This is a genomic window from Janthinobacterium sp. LS2A, from assembly GCF_036543145.1.
GTDB classification, from domain to species: Bacteria; Pseudomonadota; Gammaproteobacteria; order Burkholderiales; family Burkholderiaceae_D; genus Janthinobacterium; species Janthinobacterium aestuarii.
This window is the reverse complement of sequence record NZ_JAZHPB010000005.1, coordinates 61359-79818: the sequence shown is the minus strand read 5'-3', so window position 1 is coordinate 79818 and position 18460 is coordinate 61359. Positions and strand designations below refer to the sequence as shown.

Annotated in this window: 19 protein-coding genes and 1 pseudogene; all 20 read left to right on the top strand. The window is 61.0% G+C overall.

The features are described 5' to 3' along the window. Nucleotides 1-24: 24 nt before the first annotated feature. Nucleotides 25-1092, top strand: coding sequence for a phosphate acyltransferase PlsX (plsX, locus tag V3C40_RS15670; protein ID WP_034749647.1), 1068 nt, complete (start codon nt 25-27; stop codon nt 1090-1092). A gap of 15 nt (nt 1093-1107) precedes the next feature. Next, complete coding sequence (locus tag V3C40_RS15665) at nt 1108-2106, top strand: beta-ketoacyl-ACP synthase III (protein WP_128142573.1); 999 nt, start codon at nt 1108-1110, stop codon at nt 2104-2106. 32 nt (nt 2107-2138) lie between these two features. Continuing rightward, nucleotides 2139-3080: an ACP S-malonyltransferase gene (gene fabD / locus V3C40_RS15660; RefSeq protein WP_034749642.1), complete on the top strand. Its 942-nt coding sequence runs from the start codon at nt 2139-2141 to the stop codon at nt 3078-3080. A 49-nt stretch (nt 3081-3129) separates the two neighbouring features. Next, nucleotides 3130-3873, top strand: coding sequence for a 3-oxoacyl-ACP reductase FabG (fabG, locus tag V3C40_RS15655; RefSeq protein WP_034749638.1), 744 nt, complete (start codon nt 3130-3132; stop codon nt 3871-3873). Nucleotides 3874-4051: 178 nt separating this feature from the next. Then, entirely contained in the window at nt 4052-4291 is a 240-nt protein-coding gene (gene acpP, locus V3C40_RS15650) for an acyl carrier protein (RefSeq protein WP_008449912.1), read from the top strand. Between the two features lie 29 nt (nt 4292-4320). After that, entirely contained in the window at nt 4321-5571 is a 1251-nt protein-coding gene (gene fabF / locus V3C40_RS15645) for a beta-ketoacyl-ACP synthase II (protein WP_034749634.1), read from the top strand. 135 nt (nt 5572-5706) lie between these two features. Continuing rightward, nucleotides 5707-6234, top strand: a complete 528-nt coding sequence (locus V3C40_RS15640) for a hypothetical protein (RefSeq protein ID WP_219327321.1) — start codon at nt 5707-5709, stop codon at nt 6232-6234. A 66-nt stretch (nt 6235-6300) separates the two neighbouring features. Next, nucleotides 6301-6924, top strand: coding sequence for an RNA polymerase sigma factor RpoE (gene rpoE, locus V3C40_RS15635; RefSeq protein ID WP_034749631.1), 624 nt, complete (start codon nt 6301-6303; stop codon nt 6922-6924). Nucleotides 6925-6995: 71 nt separating this feature from the next. After that, a complete protein-coding gene (locus V3C40_RS15630; protein WP_034750189.1) occupies nt 6996-7331 on the top strand; it encodes a sigma-E factor negative regulatory protein in 336 nt (111 codons plus the stop codon). A 235-nt stretch (nt 7332-7566) separates the two neighbouring features. Continuing rightward, on the top strand, nt 7567-9063 hold the full coding sequence (locus tag V3C40_RS15625; RefSeq protein ID WP_331777917.1) for a DegQ family serine endoprotease: 1497 nt from the start codon (nt 7567-7569) through the stop codon (nt 9061-9063). Between the two features lie 54 nt (nt 9064-9117). Continuing rightward, a complete protein-coding gene (locus tag V3C40_RS15620) occupies nt 9118-9363 on the top strand; it encodes a glutaredoxin family protein (RefSeq protein ID WP_070302033.1) in 246 nt (81 codons plus the stop codon). A gap of 317 nt (nt 9364-9680) precedes the next feature. Further along, the gene (gene lepA / locus V3C40_RS15615; RefSeq protein WP_331777916.1) at nt 9681-11471 is read left to right on the top strand and encodes a translation elongation factor 4; all 1791 of its coding nucleotides are present in this window, start codon (nt 9681-9683) and stop codon (nt 11469-11471) included. A 3-nt stretch (nt 11472-11474) separates the two neighbouring features. Then, nucleotides 11475-12392 (top strand): signal peptidase I, encoded by a 918-nt coding sequence (gene lepB / locus V3C40_RS15610; protein WP_058051300.1) that lies wholly within the window; start codon nt 11475-11477, stop codon nt 12390-12392. 74 nt (nt 12393-12466) lie between these two features. Beyond that, on the top strand, nt 12467-13282 hold the full coding sequence (gene rnc, locus V3C40_RS15605) for a ribonuclease III (protein ID WP_034749615.1): 816 nt from the start codon (nt 12467-12469) through the stop codon (nt 13280-13282). Nucleotide 13283: 1 nt separating this feature from the next. Continuing rightward, nucleotides 13284-14186, top strand: coding sequence for a GTPase Era (era, locus tag V3C40_RS15600; RefSeq protein WP_046683972.1), 903 nt, complete (start codon nt 13284-13286; stop codon nt 14184-14186). 28 nt (nt 14187-14214) lie between these two features. Continuing rightward, complete coding sequence (gene recO / locus V3C40_RS15595; protein WP_046683973.1) at nt 14215-15057, top strand: DNA repair protein RecO; 843 nt, start codon at nt 14215-14217, stop codon at nt 15055-15057. Nucleotides 15058-15087: 30 nt separating this feature from the next. Beyond that, entirely contained in the window at nt 15088-15849 is a 762-nt protein-coding gene (gene pdxJ / locus V3C40_RS15590; RefSeq protein ID WP_331777915.1) for a pyridoxine 5'-phosphate synthase, read from the top strand. A gap of 20 nt (nt 15850-15869) precedes the next feature. Continuing rightward, nucleotides 15870-16310, top strand: a complete 441-nt coding sequence (acpS, locus tag V3C40_RS15585; RefSeq protein ID WP_072452892.1) for a holo-ACP synthase — start codon at nt 15870-15872, stop codon at nt 16308-16310. Further along, nucleotides 16307-18187 carry an excinuclease ABC subunit UvrC gene (gene uvrC / locus V3C40_RS15580; protein ID WP_034749604.1) on the top strand — a complete coding sequence of 627 codons (1881 nt, stop codon included), beginning with the start codon at nt 16307-16309 and terminating at the stop codon, nt 18185-18187. Before acpS ends, uvrC begins: the two co-directional genes overlap by 4 nt. An 8-nt stretch (nt 18188-18195) precedes the next feature. After that, nucleotides 18196-18382: pseudogene (locus V3C40_RS28345) on the top strand (helix-hairpin-helix domain-containing protein); the annotation flags it as partial. Between the last annotated feature and the right edge of the window lie 78 nt (nt 18383-18460).

The following is an 18460-nucleotide window of genomic DNA, read 5'->3' as shown; positions in this document are numbered from 1 at the left end:
CGCAGCGGTATTGAATCAACACAAATGACAATCAAAATTTCTATCGACTGCATGGGCGGAGATCACGGTCCCTCAGTCACTATCCCCGCAGCAATTTCCTTCGTAAAACATGAGCCTGAAGCCGAACTGATCCTTGTTGGATTGGAAGACGTGATTCGTGCCGAACTTAAGAAACATAAAGCCGACACGCATCCGCGCCTGTCGGTATTGCATGCCTCCGAACAAGTTACCATGGACGATCCCCTGGAAGTGGCCCTGCGCCGCAAGAAGGATTCCTCCATGCGCGTGGCCATCGAACAGGTCAAGAACGGCGTGGCGCAAGCCTCCGTTTCCGCCGGTAATACGGCAGCCCTGATGGCCGTGTCGCGCTATGTATTGAAAACCATGTCCGGCGTCGACCGCCCGGCCATCTGCAGCATCTTGCCGAATCAAAAGAACGGCCCGACCTACATGCTGGACCTGGGCGCGAACGTCGATTGCGAACCGCATCACTTGCACCAGTTCGCCATTATGGGTTCCGTGCTCGTTTCCGCCATGGAAGGTATCGAGCGCCCGACGATTGGCTTGCTGAACGTGGGCACGGAAGATATCAAGGGCAATGAAGTGGTGAAACTCACCTCGAAGCTGCTGCAGGCCGACCACGAGCGTGGCGCGCTGAACTTCTACGGCAACGTGGAAGGCAATGATATCTTCAAGGGCACGACCGATATTGTCGTCTGCGACGGTTTCGTCGGCAATGTCACCTTGAAAGCCATCGAAGGCCTGGCGCGCTTCATGAAAGACGTGCTCACTTCCGAATTCAAGCGCAATCCGATTACCATGCTGGGCGCACTGATCGCCCGCGGGGCCCTGAAAGCCATCGGCAACCGCTTGAATCCTTCACGTTACAACGGCGCCAGCCTGCTGGGCTTGCGTGGCCTCGTCTTCAAGAGCCATGGCAGCGCCGATGCCTATTCCTTCGAATGGGCCTTGCGCCGCGCTTTTGATGCGGCAAAAAATGACGTGCAAGCGCACTTGGCCAGCATGATCGCCGAGCTGATGCCCCGCACGCCAGTTCCGGATGAACCTACATCAACAAGCTCTACCATTTAGTGGACGGGTACTTGCATGACTGTTTTTAGCAAAACTTACAGCAAAATTATCGGTACCGGCAGCTACTTGCCGGAGAAGCGCGTCACCAACCAGGACTTGACCGAACAGCTCGCCGCCAAGGGCATCGAGACGTCGGATGAATGGATCGTCTCGCGCAGCGGCATCTCGGCGCGCCATTACGCGGCGCCAACGCAAAATTCCTCAGACCTGGGCGTGGAAGCGGCCAAGAAGGCCCTGGAAATGGCTGGCCTGAACGGCAACGACCTCGACCTGATCATCGTCGCCAGCTCGACTCCCGATTTCTTCGGCAGCTTCCCCAGCACGGCCTGCATCGTGCAAAACAAACTGGGCATCACGAACAACTGCGCCGCCGTCGACGTGCAAGCCGTCTGCAGCGGTTTCGTGTATGCGGTGGCCACGGCCGACAGCTTCATCCAGTCGGGCATGCACAAGAACGTGCTGGTGATCGGTGCCGAAGTGTTTTCGCGCATCCTCAATTTCGACGACCGCGGCACCTGCGTGCTGTTCGGCGACGGCGCCGGCGCCATTGTCATGACGGCGTCAAAAGAGCCGGGCATCCTGGCCACCAAGCTGCACGCGGACGGCCGCCACTCGAACATCCTCAGCGTGCCGGGCAGCCTGGCTGGCGGCGCGCTCGACGGCAGCGCCTTCCTGTACATGGATGGCCCGGCCGTCTTCAAGCTGGCCGTGTCCGTACTGGAAAAAGTCGCGCACGAAGCCCTGGAACACGCCAACATGACGTCGGACCAGATCGACTGGCTGATCCCGCACCAGGCGAACATCCGCATCATGAACAGCACGGCCAAGAAACTCGGCTTGCCTCTGGAAAAGATGGTAGTCACCGTCGACCAGCATGGCAACACCTCGGCCGCTTCGATCCCGCTGGCGCTCGACATCGCCGTGCGCGATGGCCGGGTCAAGAAGGGCGACAACGTCATGATGGAAGGCGTGGGCGGCGGCTTTACCTGGGGCGCCGTGCTGGCGCGCATGTAATCCCGCAACACTATTAAAAAAACGGAGTCGACATGACACAATTTGCATTTGTTTTCCCAGGCCAAGGCTCGCAAGCGATTGCGATGCTCGACGGTTTCGCCGGCAACCCCGTGGTTGCGCAAACCGTCGCCGAAGCGTCGGATGCCCTGCAATTCGACCTGGGCAAGCTGATCGCCGAAGGTCCGAAGGAAGAACTGGACCTGACTACCAATACGCAACCGGTAATGCTGACGGCGGCCGTGGCCTTCTACCGCGCCTGGCTGGCGGCTGGCGGTCCGGTGCCGACGGTCGTGGCCGGTCATAGTCTCGGTGAATACTCGGCGCTGGTCGCCGCCGGCGTCATCTCGTTCAAGGATGCCGTGCCGCTCGTGCGTTTCCGCGCGCAAGCCATGCAGGAAGCCGTGCCGGTGGGGCAGGGCACGATGGCTGTTGTGCTGGGCCTGTCGGATGACGACGTGCGCGCCGCCTGTGCGGAAGCGGCGGCGGAAAGCCCGGCCCTGGTGGTCGAGCCCGTCAATTTCAATGCGCCAGCGCAAGTGGTCATCGCCGGCCATACGGCGGCAGTCGAGCGCGCCTGCGAACTGGCCAAGGCCAAGGGCGCCAAGCGCGCCATGAAGCTGCCCGTCTCCGCGCCGTTCCACTCGTCGCTGCTGAAACCCGCATCGGACCGCTTGCGCGAATACATGGCCGGCTTGACGTTCTCGGCGCCGCAGATCGCGCTGATCAACAACGTCGACGTGGCCATCGTCAACGATGTTGCCGGCATCAAGGATGCGCTCGTGCGCCAGGCGGCCAGCCCCGTGCGCTGGGTGGAAACCATGCAAAAAGTGGCGGCCGACGGCATCACGCAAGTGATCGAATGCGGTCCGGGCAAGGTCCTGATGGGCCTGGCCAAGCGCATCGATCCCGTGCTCGTGGGCGACGCCATCGTCGACCAGGCATCGCTGGAACGCATTTTGACCCAGCTCAAATAAACATCAGATCGCGGCAGTTTGCCTGCCGCGCTTGCTTTTAAGGATACTCATGAATTTAGCAAATCAAGTCGTGCTGGTCACGGGCGCCTCGCGCGGCATCGGCCGCGCCATCGCCACCGAACTGGGCAAACAGGGCGCCACCGTCGTCGGCACCGCCACCTCGGAAAGCGGCGCGCAAGCGATCACCGATTACCTGGCCGCCGAGGGCGTGACGGGCAAGGGCCTGGTTCTGAACGTGACCGACGCGGCGCGCTGCGCGGCCGTCGTCGATGAAGTGCAGAAAACCTACGGCAGCCTGTCGATCCTGGTCAACAATGCGGGCATCACGCAAGACCAGCTGGCCATGCGCATGAAGGATGAAGAGTGGGACAGCGTCATTTCCACCAACCTGTCGGCCGTCGGCCGCCTGTCGCGCGCCGTACTGCGTGGCATGATGAAAGCCAAAACTGGGCGTATCATTAATATCACGTCGGTGGTGGCGTCGTCGGGCAATCCGGGGCAAATGAATTACGCGGCGGCCAAGGCCGGCGTGGAAGGCATGAGCCGCGCCCTGGCGCGCGAAATCGGCAGCCGCAACATTACCGTGAATTGCATCGCGCCGGGCTTCATCGATACCGACATGACCAAGGCGCTGAGCGAAGAGCAGCACGCGGCCCTGTTGACGCAAATTCCGCTGTCCCGCCTGGGCAAACCGGAAGACGTGGCGGCGGCGGTAGCCTTTTTGGCCTCGCCGCAAGCGGCATATATCACGGGCACGACCCTGCACGTGAACGGTGGAATGTACATGAATTGATGTGAAAGCTAGACGGGGCGGGCGTTTGTGGCATGATTCAACGGTCGTTTTTGTCTATAATCGCATCTTTTAGCAGCAGCTTCGGTCGAATTAGCAGCAGACACCGAAATTAGTATTCGGACGCGCAAACCTGATAAAATGCGCGCACTTTCCGTAACACACACTTTGGAGCCATAACATGTCGGATATCGAACAACGCGTTAAGAAAATCGTCGCTGAGCAACTGGGCGTTGCAGAAGCAGACATCAAAATCGAATCCTCCTTCGTCGACGATCTCGGCGCCGATTCCCTGGACACCGTGGAACTGGTCATGGCCCTGGAAGACGAATTCGAAATGGAAATCCCTGACGAACAAGCTGAAAAAATCACCACCGTGCAACAGGCGATCGACTACGCCACCGCACACGTCAAGGCCTAAGCCTGTCTGACCGACTTCAGGAGAATCGCTTGAGCCGTTCTAAAAACCGTCGTGTTGTTGTCACCGGCCTGGGCTGCGTTTCACCTGTCGGCAATACTATTGCCGAGGCGTGGGGCGCAATCATTGAAGGTAAATCCGGCATTGCCACGATTACCAAGTTTGATGCACAGCCATTCACCACGCATTTTGCTGGTGAAGTCAAAGGCTTCAATATCGAAGAGTACATCTCCGGTAAGGAAGCCCGCCACATGGATACCTTTATCCATTACGGCATGGCTGCGGGCATCCAGGCGATGCAGGACTCCGGCCTGGAAGTGACCGAAGAAAATGCCGAGCGCATCGGCGTGATCATCGGTTCCGGTATCGGCGGCTTGCCGCTGATCGAGGAAACCAAGTCCGAGTACGAAAAGCGCGGTCCGCGCCGTATCTCGCCATTTTTCGTGCCTGCCTCGATCATTAACATGATCTCTGGCAACCTTTCGATCAAATATGGTCTGAAGGGCCCGAACCTGGCGATCGTTACAGCGTGTACCACCGGTTTGCACAGCATCGGTGCCGCAGCGCGCATGATCGAGTACGGCGATGCCGACGTCATGATCGCCGGCGGTGCTGAATCGACCGTGTCGCCACTGGGCCTGGGCGGTTTCGCTTCGGCGCGTGCCTTGTCGACCCGCAACGACGATCCGGCAACGGCATCGCGTCCGTGGGATACCGACCGCGACGGCTTCGTGCTGGGCGAGGGCGCTGGCGTCATGGTGCTGGAAGAGTACGAGCACGCGGTGGCCCGTGGTGCCAAGATCTATGCCGAAGTGCATGGTTTCGGGATGAGCGCAGATGCTTATCACATGACCTCGCCGCTGGAAGATGGTAGCGGCGGCAGCAAATCGGTGATCGCGGCCCTCAACAACGCTGGCTTGAACGCGGATCAGATTCAGTACCTGAACGCGCACGGCACGTCGACCCCGCAAGGCGACGTGGCGGAAGTGATGGGCATCAAACGCACCTTCGGCGAGCACGCCAAGAATCTGGTTGTCAACTCGACCAAGTCGATGACGGGCCATTTGCTGGGCGGCGCGGGCGGTCTGGAAGCGGTGTTTACGGTCCTGGCATTGCACCATCAGGTGTCGCCACCGACCATCAACATCTTCAACCAGGATCCGGCTTGCGATCTCGATTTCTGTGCCAACACGGCGCGGGATATGAAGATCGATTATGCAGTGAAGAATTCGTTCGGCTTCGGCGGAACGAATGGCACGCTGATTTTCGGTAAAGCGAAATAAGCAGGAACTTTTAAGCGCTCGCTACGGTCAAACTGTAGTGAGCGCTGATTCGGCGCCAACGTTCGTTGGCGCCTGAATTTGCCCGGCATGTTGCCGGCGCGCCTTTTTTTCCCATGAAGTATGTCAATCGCGGTAGTGGCTGTCATTCGCACGCCTGTCTGTTTGCGCCTGTTGCAAGCGGCGCTGGGACTGTGTGCCTTGCTGGCCGCCTGGCCCTTGAGCGGTGCGTGGCGCGTTGCGGCCGTGCCCGGCTCTGGCCCCGGCCAGTTGGTGGGCGCTTATGCGCTGGGCTGGAGCGGTGCACTGCTGAGTGCGGCTGGCGGCGTGTTGTTGCTCGCTTTGCTGCGCAGGCGCAGAAAGCCGCGGACGCTTGATATTTCGCCGGTTGGCCAGTTGCGGCTGGCGGTATATCTGGAGCATGGCGGGGTGCCAATGATGGATGCCAGCGCGGTGATGGAGTCGGCCGGCGCGGGGCCGTTGGTGCCGCCGGGGCTGCGCCTGTTACCGGGCTCGACCCTGTGGCCGTCGCTGCTGGTGCTGTGCCTGGCAGATGCTGCCGGGCGGCGTACGGATGTGCTGGTGCAGCGCGGCGGCAGCTGCGCCGCCTTCCGCCCGCTGGCCGTGGCGTGCCGGGCCATCGCGGCGCGGAATGGGGAAGAATAAAAGTGGGGCGAACACTGAACTTCTTGCAGCGGGCCAACTCTATATCCATACAGGCGCCCACGCTGCATGACTACAGGGACATTGGGCGTGAGGACAGAGCGCGAGTATGATCAGTTACTGGTCGAGCGGGTGCAGGCCGGCGACAAACGGGCATTTGATGTGCTGGTATCGAAATACCAGCGCCGCTTGATGCGCCTCGTGTCGCGCCTTGTGCATGACCCGGCGGAGGCCGAAGATGTGGTGCAGGAAACCTTTATCAAGGCATACCGGGCGCTGCGCCATTTTCGCGGTGAGGCCGCCTTTTATACCTGGCTGTACCGCATCGGCATCAATACGGCCAAGAATTATCTTGTCACACAGGGGCGCCGCGCCGCCACGTCCAGCGATACCGACGCCGAGCAGGCGGAGTCCTTCGATGATGGCAATAAATTGCGCGACAACAATACACCCGAATCGGTGCTGGCCAGCAAGCAGATTGCGGCCACCGTCAATGCGGCCATGGATGTACTGCCCATCGAATTGCGCACGGCCATCGTGCTGCGCGAGATCGAGGGCCTGAGCTATGAAGAAATATCGGAGATCATGGCGTGCCCCATCGGCACCGTGCGCAGCCGGATTTTTCGCGCGCGCGAAGTGATTGCGGAGAAATTGAAACCGTTGCTGGACATGCCAATTGACAAGCGCTGGTAATCTGGGAGTATGAGGTTGGCATGGCTGTGTCCGGTTTCCGCACCGATCCCTTTGAAATGGCAGGACCCATCATGGATACGCATACAAGATTGCACGAGACTATTTCCGCCCTGGCCGATGGCGAGCTGGCGGCGAGCGAACTCGAACTGGCTTTTGCCGCCCTTGACACGGATGAGGGGCGGCAGATCTGGGATGCCTATCGCCATATCGGTGACGTGCTGCGGTCGGAGCAGTGCGGCCATGCACTGAGCGCCCAGTTCGATGCGCGCCTGGCCAGCCGCCTGGCCGCCGAGGCGGCGCCTGAGGGGCCGGCTGCCCATGCCGAGCCGCTGCTGCCGCTGTCCGCCGCCATCGTGCCGCCGGGCACTGCCGAGCCGCTGGAGGCGGGGCCGCTGGCGCAACGCTAAGAACTGTTTGCCATCTTATGCCAGGCTTAACGTTCCTGTCGCCCTCTTGACACTGGAGTTCGGTACGATTGACACTGTGCGCAGGCAATATCTTGCTTTTGCGATATATTGTTGCTGCCATGCGCGCTGCCGGGTGTGTTTGCCCCCGGGATTCCGTCGTGACGGCCAATCATGCACGCAGGCAATAGTCTGATCCGCGGTTTGATCCGTTTCTATATTCGAGAAGATCTTTTCCATGAAAAAAAACATGTGTGCTGCCAGCAAGTCGTTTTCAGTGAAGACGCTTTCCGCTTTATTGTTCGGTACGGCTGGCGTTTTTTTTGCCCCGTCCATGCTGGGCCTGGCGCCACAGGCGCAGGCCGCCGTGCCGGCCGTGAAACTGCCTGATTTCTCGGACCTGGTCGACGCCGTCGGCCCGGCCGTCGTGAATATCCGCACCACCGAGCGCCTGAAAATGAACGGCGCCGGCGTCGGCAGCCAGGATGAACAGGAAATGCAGGAATTCCTGCGCCGCTTCTTTGGCGGCGCCATGCCGACGCCGCGCCAGCAGGCGCCACGCGGCGGCCGCCGTGCCGTGCCGCAGGAGCAGGAAGTGCAGCGTGGTGTCGGTTCCGGCTTCATCATCTCGGCCGATGGCTACGTGCTGAGCAATGCTCACGTGGTCGACGGCGCCGATGAAGTCTACGTGACCCTGACGGACAAGCGCGAATTCAAGGCCAAGGTGATCGGCGCCGATGCGCGCACCGACGTGGCCCTGCTGAAAATCGAGGGCGGGAACCTGCCGCGCCTGACCATCGGCGACTCGAACAAGATACGCGTGGGCGAGTGGGTCATCGCCATTGGCTCCCCGTTCAACCTGGAAAACTCGGTGACGGCCGGTATTATTTCCGCCAAGTCACGCGACACGGGCGACTATTTGCCCTTGATCCAGAGCGACGTGGCCGTCAATCCCGGCAACTCGGGCGGTCCGCTGATCAATATGCGCGGCGAAGTGATCGGCATCAATTCGCAGATCGCTACCTTGTCCGGCGCCTACAATGGCATTTCGTTTGCCGTGCCCATCGATGAAGCCATGCGCGTGGGCGAGCAACTGAAAAAGACGGGTAAAGTCGTGCGTGGGCGCATCGGCGTGCAGATCGGTGAAGTGAGCAAGGACGTGGCGGAATCGCTGGGCTTGCCGAATGCCAAGGGCGCGCAAGTATCGATGGTGGAGCCGGGCGGTCCGGCCGACAAGGCGGGCATCAAGCCGGGCGACATCATCCTGAAATTCAACGGCGCCGCGATCGAGCGCTCTTCCGACCTGCCGCGCCTGGTGGGTGGCGCCGCCGTCAACGGCAAGTCCACGCTCACCGTGTGGCGCAAGGGGGCGCAGCAGGACATCCCCGTCACCGTCGTCGAGCTGGAAAGCGAGAAAACGGCGAAGAAGAGCGCCAAGGAGCCGGAAGCGCAAGCCGTCAATGCCCTGGGGCTGAAGGTCAGCGACGTGCCGGCCGCGAAGAAGCAGGAACTGAAGATCGACGCGGGCGTGCAGGTCGACGAGGCCGATGGCGTGGCCGCCCTGGCCGGGCTGCAGCCTGGCGATGTGATCTTGCAACTGAATAACGTTGCCGTGAAAGACGCCAGGCAGTTCAATGCCCTGGTCGCCAAGCTCGATCCGAAGAAGACGTCGGCCGTGCTGGTGCGCCGTGGCGACGTGGCGCAATTCGTGTCGCTGCGCCCGTCGGCGAAGTAACTATGTGATCATCCCGCATTCCGGCCGCGGCCGGGATGCGGTATCCTGCCCGCCATGCACTTCACCCTCTATTCCCGCAGTTATTGCCACCTTTGCCAGGACATGCTCGACGCCTTGCTCCTGCTGCAGCCGCCCGGAAAACCGTTCACGGTGGACGTGATCGACATCGATGCGTCGCCCGACGCCTCGCTGCTGGCCCGTTTCGATGAGCTGGTGCCGGTGCTGTTTGGCGACCTGGCGCAGCCCGAGCTCTGCCATTATTTCCTTGACGAGGCGGCCGTGCGCCGCTGCCTGGCGTAGCTTGATTGTCAATATTGACACTGCATTGCACCATTCTGGTGCTGAAAACAGCCGAAAATGTCGGCTTGCCCCGGTGTCGGCCTCATAAGACGGGCTTTCTACTCTGAAATCCGGTAAAATGGGGAGGTCGAAAAAGCTACTGTCCGAGGCAGCAGCTTCTGTCGCTTCAAAAGCGCTCGCCTGGGCATGCAGATGTCCTGCTCGGAGCGCTTTTTTCATCATGAGTGGGGTGCCCGGTTTTGGCCCGGCTTGGCCCGAGCATGATCCCCATGATTCCTGTTAAAGCAGTGTCGTCAACTTCGCACTTATATTAGTTAATGAACAACATACGCAATTTCTCCATCATCGCCCATATTGACCACGGTAAATCGACCCTGGCTGACCGCATCATTCAATTGTGCGGCGGCTTGTCCGACCGCGAGATGGAGGCGCAGGTGCTCGATTCGATGGATCTGGAGCGCGAGCGCGGCATTACCATCAAGGCGCAAACGGCGGCCCTGCACTACAAGGCGCGCGATGGCCAGATCTACAACCTGAACCTGATCGATACGCCGGGCCACGTCGACTTCAGCTATGAAGTGTCGCGCTCGCTGTCGGCGTGCGAAGGCGCGCTGCTGGTCGTGGACGCGTCGCAAGGCGTGGAAGCGCAAACGGTCGCCAACTGCTACACGGCGCTGGACCTGGGCGTGGAAGTGGTACCCGTGCTGAACAAGATCGACTTGCCGAACGCGGATCCGCCGAGTGCGATTGCCGAGATCGAAGACGTGATCGGCATCGATGCGGGCGACGCCGTGCATTGCTCGGCCAAGACGGGCTTTGGCGTGCTGGACGTGCTCGAGCAACTGATCGTCAAGGTGCCGCCACCGAAGGGCGACCCGGACGCGCCGCTGCAGGCGCTGATCGTCGACTCCTGGTATGACGCCTATGTGGGCGTGGTCATGCTGGTGCGCGTCATCAACGGTACCCTGAAACCGAAAGACAAGATTCGCCTGATGGCCACCGATTCGGTGCAACTGGTGGAAGACATCGGTGTGTTTTCGCCCCGTTCGCAATCCTTGCCGCAATTATCGGCAGGCCAGGTGGGCTTCATCATCGCCGGCATCAAGGAATTGAAAGTGGCGAAAGTGGGTGACACCGTCACCCTGGCCAACCGTCCTGCCGCCGCGCCATTGCCTGGCTTCAAGGAAGTGCAGCCGCAAGTGTTCGCCGGCCTGTTCCCCGTGGAAGCGAACCAGTACGACGCGCTGCGCGACTCGCTGGAAAAGCTGAAACTGAACGACGCGGCCCTGATGTACGAGCCGGAAGTGTCGCAGGCGCTGGGCTTCGGCTTCCGCTGCGGCTTCCTGGGCTTGCTGCACATGGAAATCGTGCAGGAGCGCCTCGAGCGCGAATTCGACATGGACCTGATCACCACGGCGCCTACCGTGGTGTACGAAGTGATCCAGCGCGACGGCACCATGATCAACGTCGACAATCCGTCGAAGATGCCCGATCCGTCGCGCATCGAGGAAGTGCGCGAGCCTATCGTCACGGTCAATCTGTACATGCCGCAGGAATATGTGGGCTCCGTGATCACCTTGTGTATCGGCAAGCGCGGCATCCAGATGGACATGAGCTACCACGGCCGCCAGGTCAAGCTCGTGTATGAAATGCCGATGGCCGAGATCGTGCTGGACTTCTTCGACCGCCTGAAATCGACGTCGCGCGGCTATGCCTCGATGGATTACGAGTTCAAGGAATACCGCGCGGCCGACGTGGTCAAGGTCGACATGCTGATCAACAGCGAAAAAGTCGATGCGCTGGCCATCATCGTCCACCGTTCGAATAGCCAGTACCGTGGCCGCCAGGTGGCTGCCAAGATGCGTGAACTGATCCCGCGCCAGATGTTCGACGTGGCGATTCAAGCGACCATCGGCGCGAACATCATTTCGCGCGAGAACGTAAAAGCCTTGCGCAAGAACGTCTTGGCCAAGTGCTATGGCGGCGACATCAGCCGCAAGAAGAAATTGCTGGAAAAACAAAAAGCGGGCAAGAAACGCATGAAGCAAGTGGGTTCCGTGGAGATCCCGCAAGAAGCATTCCTGGCAATTTTACAAGTGGATGGTTAATCAATGAACCTGCAAGTGATTTTAGGAAATTTCGCTTTAATCCTGTTCGTGCTGATGGTGTTGACGGGCCTGGTCTGGTGCCTCGATGTGTTTTATCTGTCCAAGCAGCGCCGCAAGGCGGCCGACCGCGCCCTGGCTGAATTCGATGCGCGCCAGTCCAAGCTGGCCGCCGAGGGCATCAAGTCCGATGCCGGCGGCAGCCGCGCGAGCATCGAGGCGGCCCTGTTGCGCCAGCCGACCTGGGTCGAGTATTCGGGCAGCTTCTTCCCCGTCATCGCGCTCGTGTTCTGCCTGCGCTCGTTCCTGTACGAGCCGTTCAAGATCCCGTCGAGCTCGATGGTGCCGACCTTGCTGGTGGGCGATCTGATACTGGTGAACAAGTTCACCTATGGTATCCGTCTGCCCATCGTCAACAAGCGCATCATTGAAGTCAATGATCCGCAGCGCGGCGACGTGATGGTGTTCAAGTATCCGAAAGACATGTCGCAAGACTATATCAAGCGCGTGATCGGTGTGCCCGGTGATAAAATCACCTATGAAAACAAGCGCTTGACGGTCAACGGCAAGGAAGTGGCGTACACGCCGCTGGACGACTATCTGGACGATGAAAGCACGGTCTACCACAAGCAGCTGGAAGAAAACCTGACGGGCGTGAGTCATCGCATCCTCAACGACGAGCCTGCTCCAACGTTGAACTTGCGCGAAGTGAAGGATTTCCCGCACAAGGATGCGTGCGACTACAACGAAGACGGTTTTACGTGTGTAGTGCCACAAGGCAATTACTTCATGATGGGCGACAACCGCGACAATAGCGCGGACAGCCGCTACTGGGGCTTCGTGCCGAACGAGAACATCGTCGGCAAGGCTTTCCTGGTGTGGATGAACTTCAGCAATCCGAAACGAGTGGGCGGCATACACTAGGCCGTCCCTATGGCTGCCGCGCCGATTCCCCGCGCGGCGGCCAGCCGAATTACTCAGATGACACAGAAACAACAATGAATCTTCAGCTATTGCAAACCCGTTTAGGCTATACGTTCCAGGATGCTGGCCTGTTGCAGCAAGCCTTGACGCATCGTAGCCACAGCAGTTTGCATAACGAGCGGCTGGAATTCCTCGGCGACTCCATCCTCAACTGCGTGGTCGCTTCCATCCTGTACGAACGCTTCAAGTCCATCGACGAGGGCGATTTGTCGCGCCTGCGCGCCAACCTGGTGAAACAGCAGTCGCTGTATGAAATCGCGCAAAAGCTGGAATTGTCGCAATTTTTGCGCCTGGGCGAAGGCGAACTGAAATCGGGCGGCTTCCGCCGTCCATCGATCCTCGCCGACACCCTGGAAGCCTTGCTGGGCGCCATCTTCCTCGACACGGGCTTCGATGCGGCCAGCACGGTGATCCGCGCGTTCTACATCCCCATCCTCGACTCGGTCGATCCGCAAACCCTGGGCAAGGATGCCAAGACCCTGCTGCAGGAGTTTTTGCAAAGCAAGAAAATTTCGCTGCCACAGTACAACGTGGTGGCTACCCACGGCGCCGCCCACAGCCAGGAATTCGAGATCGAATGCCTGGTGCCGAAATTGAATATCCAGGTTTACGGCCGTGGCGGAAGCCGCCGCGCCGGTGAGCAAGCCGCCGCCAAACTGGCGCTGGACGTGGCCGAGCAGGCGCTGTTGAAGTCGCCTGCCGCCAGCCGCAAGCCCAAACCGCGCGCCGCCCAGCTCAAGCTGGCCGGCATTGCCACCATCCAGAGCGACGACGCGCAAGCCCCGGCTGCACCGGCGATCGCCGCTCACACTAAACAGAATCGACACTAGCATGACAGCCACCAAAATGCCCGACAACTTCCGCTGCGGCTATATCGCCATCGTGGGCCGCCCCAACGTGGGCAAATCGACCCTGATGAACGTGCTGATCGGCGCGAAGGTCAGCATCACTTCGCGCAAGGCGCAAACCACGCGCCACCGCATCACGGGCATCCAGACGGTGCCGGACGCGCAGTTCATCTACGTCGACACGCCTGGTTTCCAGACGCGCCACTCGAACGCACTGAACAAGACGCTGAACAAGACCGTCACGAACACCCTGATTTCCTCGGACGTGATTTTGTACGTGATCGAGGCGGGCACGTTTGGCCCGGCCGACCAGCAAGTGATGGACCTGCTGCCGAAGGAAGTGCCATGCATTCTCGTCATCAATAAATCGGACCGCGTGAAAGACAAGGCCGTGCTGCTGCCGTTCGCGCAAAAGGTCGCCGCCATGCGCGACTTCGCCGCCATCGTGCCTGTTTCCGCCAAGCTGCACTTCCAGCTGGAAGGCTTGCAGAACGAAATCAAACGCTTCCTGCCAGAAAACCAGCCGATCTTTGGCCCGGATGACATCACGGACCGCAGCGAGAAATTCCTCGCTTCGGAAATCGTGCGCGAAAAACTGTTCCGCTTCGTCGGCGACGAACTGCCGTACACGAGCACCGTGCTGATCGAGAAATTCGAGCAGGAAGGCGATCTGCGCCGCGTGTTCGCCGCCATCCTGGTCGAGCGCGATACGCACAAGTCCATGATCATCGGCAACAAGGGCGCGCGCCTGAAGGAAGTTTCCACCCAGGCCCGACTGGATATGGAAAAGCTGTTCGGCGGCCCCGTGTACCTGGAAATCTGGGTCAAGGTCAAGTCGGGCTGGGCCGACAACGAGGCGGGCTTGCGCGCCTACGGCTACGAGTAATCCGCAACCCGGGGGCGACGCCACACGCATGAGCACCACCACGCCAGCGCTGCACGATCCTGCGCCAGCCTCCCTCGTTGTCCCCGCGCCGGCGGCCATTGCGCCGCCGGCCGCAACTCCCGCATCCGCCGCGCCCCGGCGCAGCCGTCCGCCCGCGCGCGATGGCAAGGTCACGGGCCAGCCAGCCTTCGTGCTGCACAGCTATCCACATAAAGAAACCAGCCTCATCGTCGACGTGTTTACACGCGAATATGGCCGCATCGCGCTCGTCGCCAAGGGGGCCAAGCGGCCCCATTCGCAATTGCGCGGCGTGCTGCAGACGTTCCAGCCTCTGCAGGCGGGCTGGACGGGCAAGTCCGAACTGCGCATCCTCACGGGCGCCGAGTGGGTAGGGGGCATGTTGCCGCTGGAAAAGACCGCCTTGCTGTGCGGCTTTTATCTGAACGAATTGCTCGTGAAACTGCTGGCGCGTGACGACCCGCATCCCGTCCTGTTCGACCACTACGTTGCTACCTTGAATCAACTGGCGCACAATGAGCCGCCGCCCATCGTGCTGCGCAAGTTCGAGCGCGCCCTGCTCAAGGAAACGGGCGTGGCGGCCGACTTGACGCGCTGCACGGGCACGCGCCAGGCCGTCGATGCGGGGCAGGTGTACGTGGTCGACCCGGAACGGGGGCCGCGTCCGGCGCGCGCCGCCGACGCCTGGCCCAAGATCACAGGCAAGACCCTGCTCGACATGGAGCGCGAAGATTATCTTGACGTGGCCACGCAGGCGCAAAGCAAGCTGCTGATGCGCTTTTTGCTGGCCCATCAACTGGGTGGCGCCACCTTGAATACGCGCCAGATACTGATCGATTTAATGCAGCTGTAATAGATTTCAGCACTTTACGGACACCATCATATGAGCTTTTTGCAGCCTTCCGGCCCCGTCATCGACCTGGGCGTCAATATCGACCACGTGGCTACCTTGCGCAATGCGCGCGGCACCGCGTATCCGGACCCGATCCGCGCGGCCCTGCTGGCCGAACAGGCGGGCGCCGACGCCATCACCCTGCATTTGCGTGAAGACCGCCGCCACATCAAGGATGCGGACGTCATCGCCATCGCGCCGCAGCTGCTTACGCGCATGAATCTGGAAGCGGCCGTGACGCAGGAAATGATCGATTTCGCCTGTCGCATCCGCCCGGCGGACGTCTGCCTGGTACCGGAAAAGCGTACGGAAGTGACGACCGAAGGGGGCCTGGACGTGGTGCGCTACTTCAAGGAAGTGCAGGCGGCCGTGAAACAATTGCAGGACGAGGGCATCCGCGTGAGCCTGTTCATCGATGCGGACGAGCAGCAGATCGCCGCCGCAGCTGAATTGGGCGCACCCGTGATCGAGTTGCACACGGGCCGCTATGCGGATACGCAAGGCGCCGAGCAGCTGGCCGAGCTGGAGCGCATCAAGGCGGGCGTGCTGTTCGGCGTGGGCCGCGGCTTGAAAGTCAATGCGGGCCACGGCTTGCATTACACCAATGTGCAGGCGATTGCCGCCATTCCCGATATTGCGGAACTGAACATCGGCCACGCCATCGTCGCGCATGCCGTGTTTGTCGGCTGGGAAAACGCCGTGCGCGAAATGAAGGCCATCATGGTGGCCACGCGCATCGCCAGCAAAGCATAAGCGCGCACAAAGGAGGCAGCATGATCTACGGCATCGGTACCGATATCTGCAAGATCCCCCGCATCGAGGCGGCCTTGGCGCGCCATGGCGAGCGTTTCGCGAAAAAGATACTGGGGCCGCAGGAGCTGGAAAAGTTCCGCGCCCGCAGCGCCAAGAATGCCGTGCGCGGCGTGCGCTTCCTTGCCACGCGCTTCGCGGCCAAGGAGGCGTTTTCCAAGGCCATCGGCCTGGGCTTGCGCATGCCGATGACCTGGCCCGCAGCGCAGATGCTGAACCACCCGAGCGGCAAGCCGATGATCGTCTGCAGCGGCGTGCTGGCCGAATTCATGGAAAAACACCGGCTGAGCGCGCAAGTGACGATCAGCGATGAAGAAGAGTATGCGGTCGCGTTCGTGATCGTGGAGCAAGCAGATGCCGGGGTCAGACCCGGCGGGTCTGACCCCAAACCGAGCCAGCAATGACCGAAGCAAGCCCAGAATCTACCTTGGCGGAGACGCCGCCCGACCCACGTGCGCAGGTGCTGGCCACCGTCGCCAAGCTGCCGAACCTGCCCGGCGTGTACCGCTATTTCGACGCGGCCGACAAGGTGCTGTACGTCGGCAAGGCGCGCGATTTAAAAAAGCGCGTCTCGAGTTACTTCCAGAAAAACCTGGCCAGCCCCCGCATCGCCATGATGGTCGAGCGCATCGCGCGCCTGGAAACGACCGTCACGCACAGCGAGGCGGAAGCCCTGATCCTGGAAAACAACCTGATCAAGGCGCTGCAGCCGCGCTACAACATCCTGTTCCGCGATGATAAATCGTATCCGTATCTGAAAATCACGAATGGCGATGCGCCGCGCATGGTGTATTACCGGGGAGCGGTGGACAAGAAAAACCAGTATTTCGGGCCGTTCCCCAGTTCCTGGGCCGTCAAGGAATCGATGCAGATCCTGCAAAAGGTGTTCCTCATCCGCACCTGCGAGGACAGCGTCTACGCGAACCGCACGCGGCCCTGCCTGCTGCACCAGATCGGCCGCTGCAGCGCGCCGTGCGTGGACCTGATCAGCAAGGAAGACTACAAGAACGACGTGGAAAACGCGGCGCGCTTCCTGCGCGGGCGCCAGAGCGAAGTGCTGGCCGACCTGGAAAAGAAGATGCATGCGTTTGCCGCCGAGCTGAAATTCGAGCAGGCCGTGGTGGTGCGCAACCAGATCGCTTCGCTGTCGCGCGTGCTGCACCAGCAAAGCATGGAAACGACGGGCGACGCCGACGTCGACATCATCGCCGTGCTGGTGCAGGGCGGGCGCGCCTGCGTCAACCTGGCCATGGTGCGCGGCGGGCGCCACCTGGGCGACCGCGCCTATTTCCCCAGCCAGCTCAGCGATGCGGCGGCGATTGCCGAGGAAGCCATCGAGGTGGAAGTGCTGGCCGCCTTCCTGGCCCAGCACTACACGGAAAAATTCATTCCCGGCACCCTGATCCTGAATATCGAATTCGACCAGCCGGCCCTGATGGTGGCGCTGATGGAGCAGTGCGGCCACCGCATCAACCTGATTTTCCAGCCGCAGGGACAACGCCGTCAATGGCTGGAGATGGCGCAGAAGGGCGCCGAGATTTCGCTGGCGCGCTTGTTGTCCGAGCAGGGTTCGCAGCAGTCGCGCACGCGCGCGCTGGCCGAAGCGCTGCGCCTGGAAACGGAAGATCTCGACAGCCTGCGCGTGGAGTGTTTCGACATCAGCCACACGCAGGGCGAGGCGACGCAGGCCTCGTGCGTCGTGTTCCACCATCACGCCATGCAGAACGGCGAATACCGGCGCTACAACATCAACGACATCACGCCCGGCGACGATTACGCGGCCATGCGCCAGGTGCTGATGCGCCGTTATGAAAAGGTGGCGAACGGCGACGGCGTGATGCCGGACGTGGTCTTGATCGACGGCGGCAAGGGGCAGATCGAGATGGCGCGCCAGGTGTTTGCCGAACTGGGACTCGATATCAGCTTGATTGTCGGCGTGGCCAAGGGGGAGGGGCGCAAGGTGGGCCTGGAAACCCTGCTGTTCGTCGATGGCCGCGCGGCGCAGGAACTGGGCAAGGAATCGGCGGCCCTGATGCTGATCGCGCAAATCCGCGACGAGGCGCACCGCTTTGCCATCACCGGCATGCGCGCCAAGCGGGCCAAGACGCGCCAGACGTCGCGCCTGGAAGAGATCGAAGGCATCGGCGCCAAGCGCCGCCAGAAACTGTTGTCGCGCTTTGGCGGCTTGCGCGGCGTGGTTGATGCCAGCGTCGAGGATCTGATGTCGGTGGAGGGGATTTCGACTCAACTTGCGGAAGAGATATATAAGCAGTTGCATTAATGCTCGAACGGGCGCGCCAGACCTCGCGGCTGGAAGAGATCGAAAGGGGCACAATGCGGCGCCAAGCGCCGCCAGAAACTGCTGTCGCGCTTTGGCGGCTTGCGCGGCGTGGTCGACGCCAGCGTCGAGGACCTGATGTCGGTGGAGGGGATTTCCACGCAACTGGCGGAAGAGATCTACAAGCAATTACATTGATGGACCAATGACCTGGTCCGGTGTTGCGGCAAGCGGACTAGGCTAATACCCCTGGGCCATGTAGACTAGTGGCGCTTT

Coding starts and splice junctions, on each gene's coding strand:
- plsX (WP_034749647.1), top strand. CDS start 25: ATGACAATCAAAATTTCTATCGACTGCATGGGCGGAGATCACGGTCCC.
- V3C40_RS15665 (WP_128142573.1), top strand. CDS start 1,108: ATGACTGTTTTTAGCAAAACTTACAGCAAAATTATCGGTACCGGCAGC.
- fabD (WP_034749642.1), top strand. CDS start 2,139: ATGACACAATTTGCATTTGTTTTCCCAGGCCAAGGCTCGCAAGCGATT.
- fabG (WP_034749638.1), top strand. CDS start 3,130: ATGAATTTAGCAAATCAAGTCGTGCTGGTCACGGGCGCCTCGCGCGGC.
- acpP (WP_008449912.1), top strand. CDS start 4,052: ATGTCGGATATCGAACAACGCGTTAAGAAAATCGTCGCTGAGCAACTG.
- rpoE (WP_034749631.1), top strand. CDS start 6,301: ATGACTACAGGGACATTGGGCGTGAGGACAGAGCGCGAGTATGATCAG.
- V3C40_RS15630 (WP_034750189.1), top strand. CDS start 6,996: ATGGATACGCATACAAGATTGCACGAGACTATTTCCGCCCTGGCCGAT.
- V3C40_RS15625 (WP_331777917.1), top strand. CDS start 7,567: ATGAAAAAAAACATGTGTGCTGCCAGCAAGTCGTTTTCAGTGAAGACG.
- V3C40_RS15620 (WP_070302033.1), top strand. CDS start 9,118: ATGCACTTCACCCTCTATTCCCGCAGTTATTGCCACCTTTGCCAGGAC.
- lepA (WP_331777916.1), top strand. CDS start 9,681: ATGAACAACATACGCAATTTCTCCATCATCGCCCATATTGACCACGGT.
- lepB (WP_058051300.1), top strand. CDS start 11,475: ATGAACCTGCAAGTGATTTTAGGAAATTTCGCTTTAATCCTGTTCGTG.
- rnc (WP_034749615.1), top strand. CDS start 12,467: ATGAATCTTCAGCTATTGCAAACCCGTTTAGGCTATACGTTCCAGGAT.
- era (WP_046683972.1), top strand. CDS start 13,284: ATGACAGCCACCAAAATGCCCGACAACTTCCGCTGCGGCTATATCGCC.
- recO (WP_046683973.1), top strand. CDS start 14,215: ATGAGCACCACCACGCCAGCGCTGCACGATCCTGCGCCAGCCTCCCTC.
- pdxJ (WP_331777915.1), top strand. CDS start 15,088: ATGAGCTTTTTGCAGCCTTCCGGCCCCGTCATCGACCTGGGCGTCAAT.
- acpS (WP_072452892.1), top strand. CDS start 15,870: ATGATCTACGGCATCGGTACCGATATCTGCAAGATCCCCCGCATCGAG.
- uvrC (WP_034749604.1), top strand. CDS start 16,307: ATGACCGAAGCAAGCCCAGAATCTACCTTGGCGGAGACGCCGCCCGAC.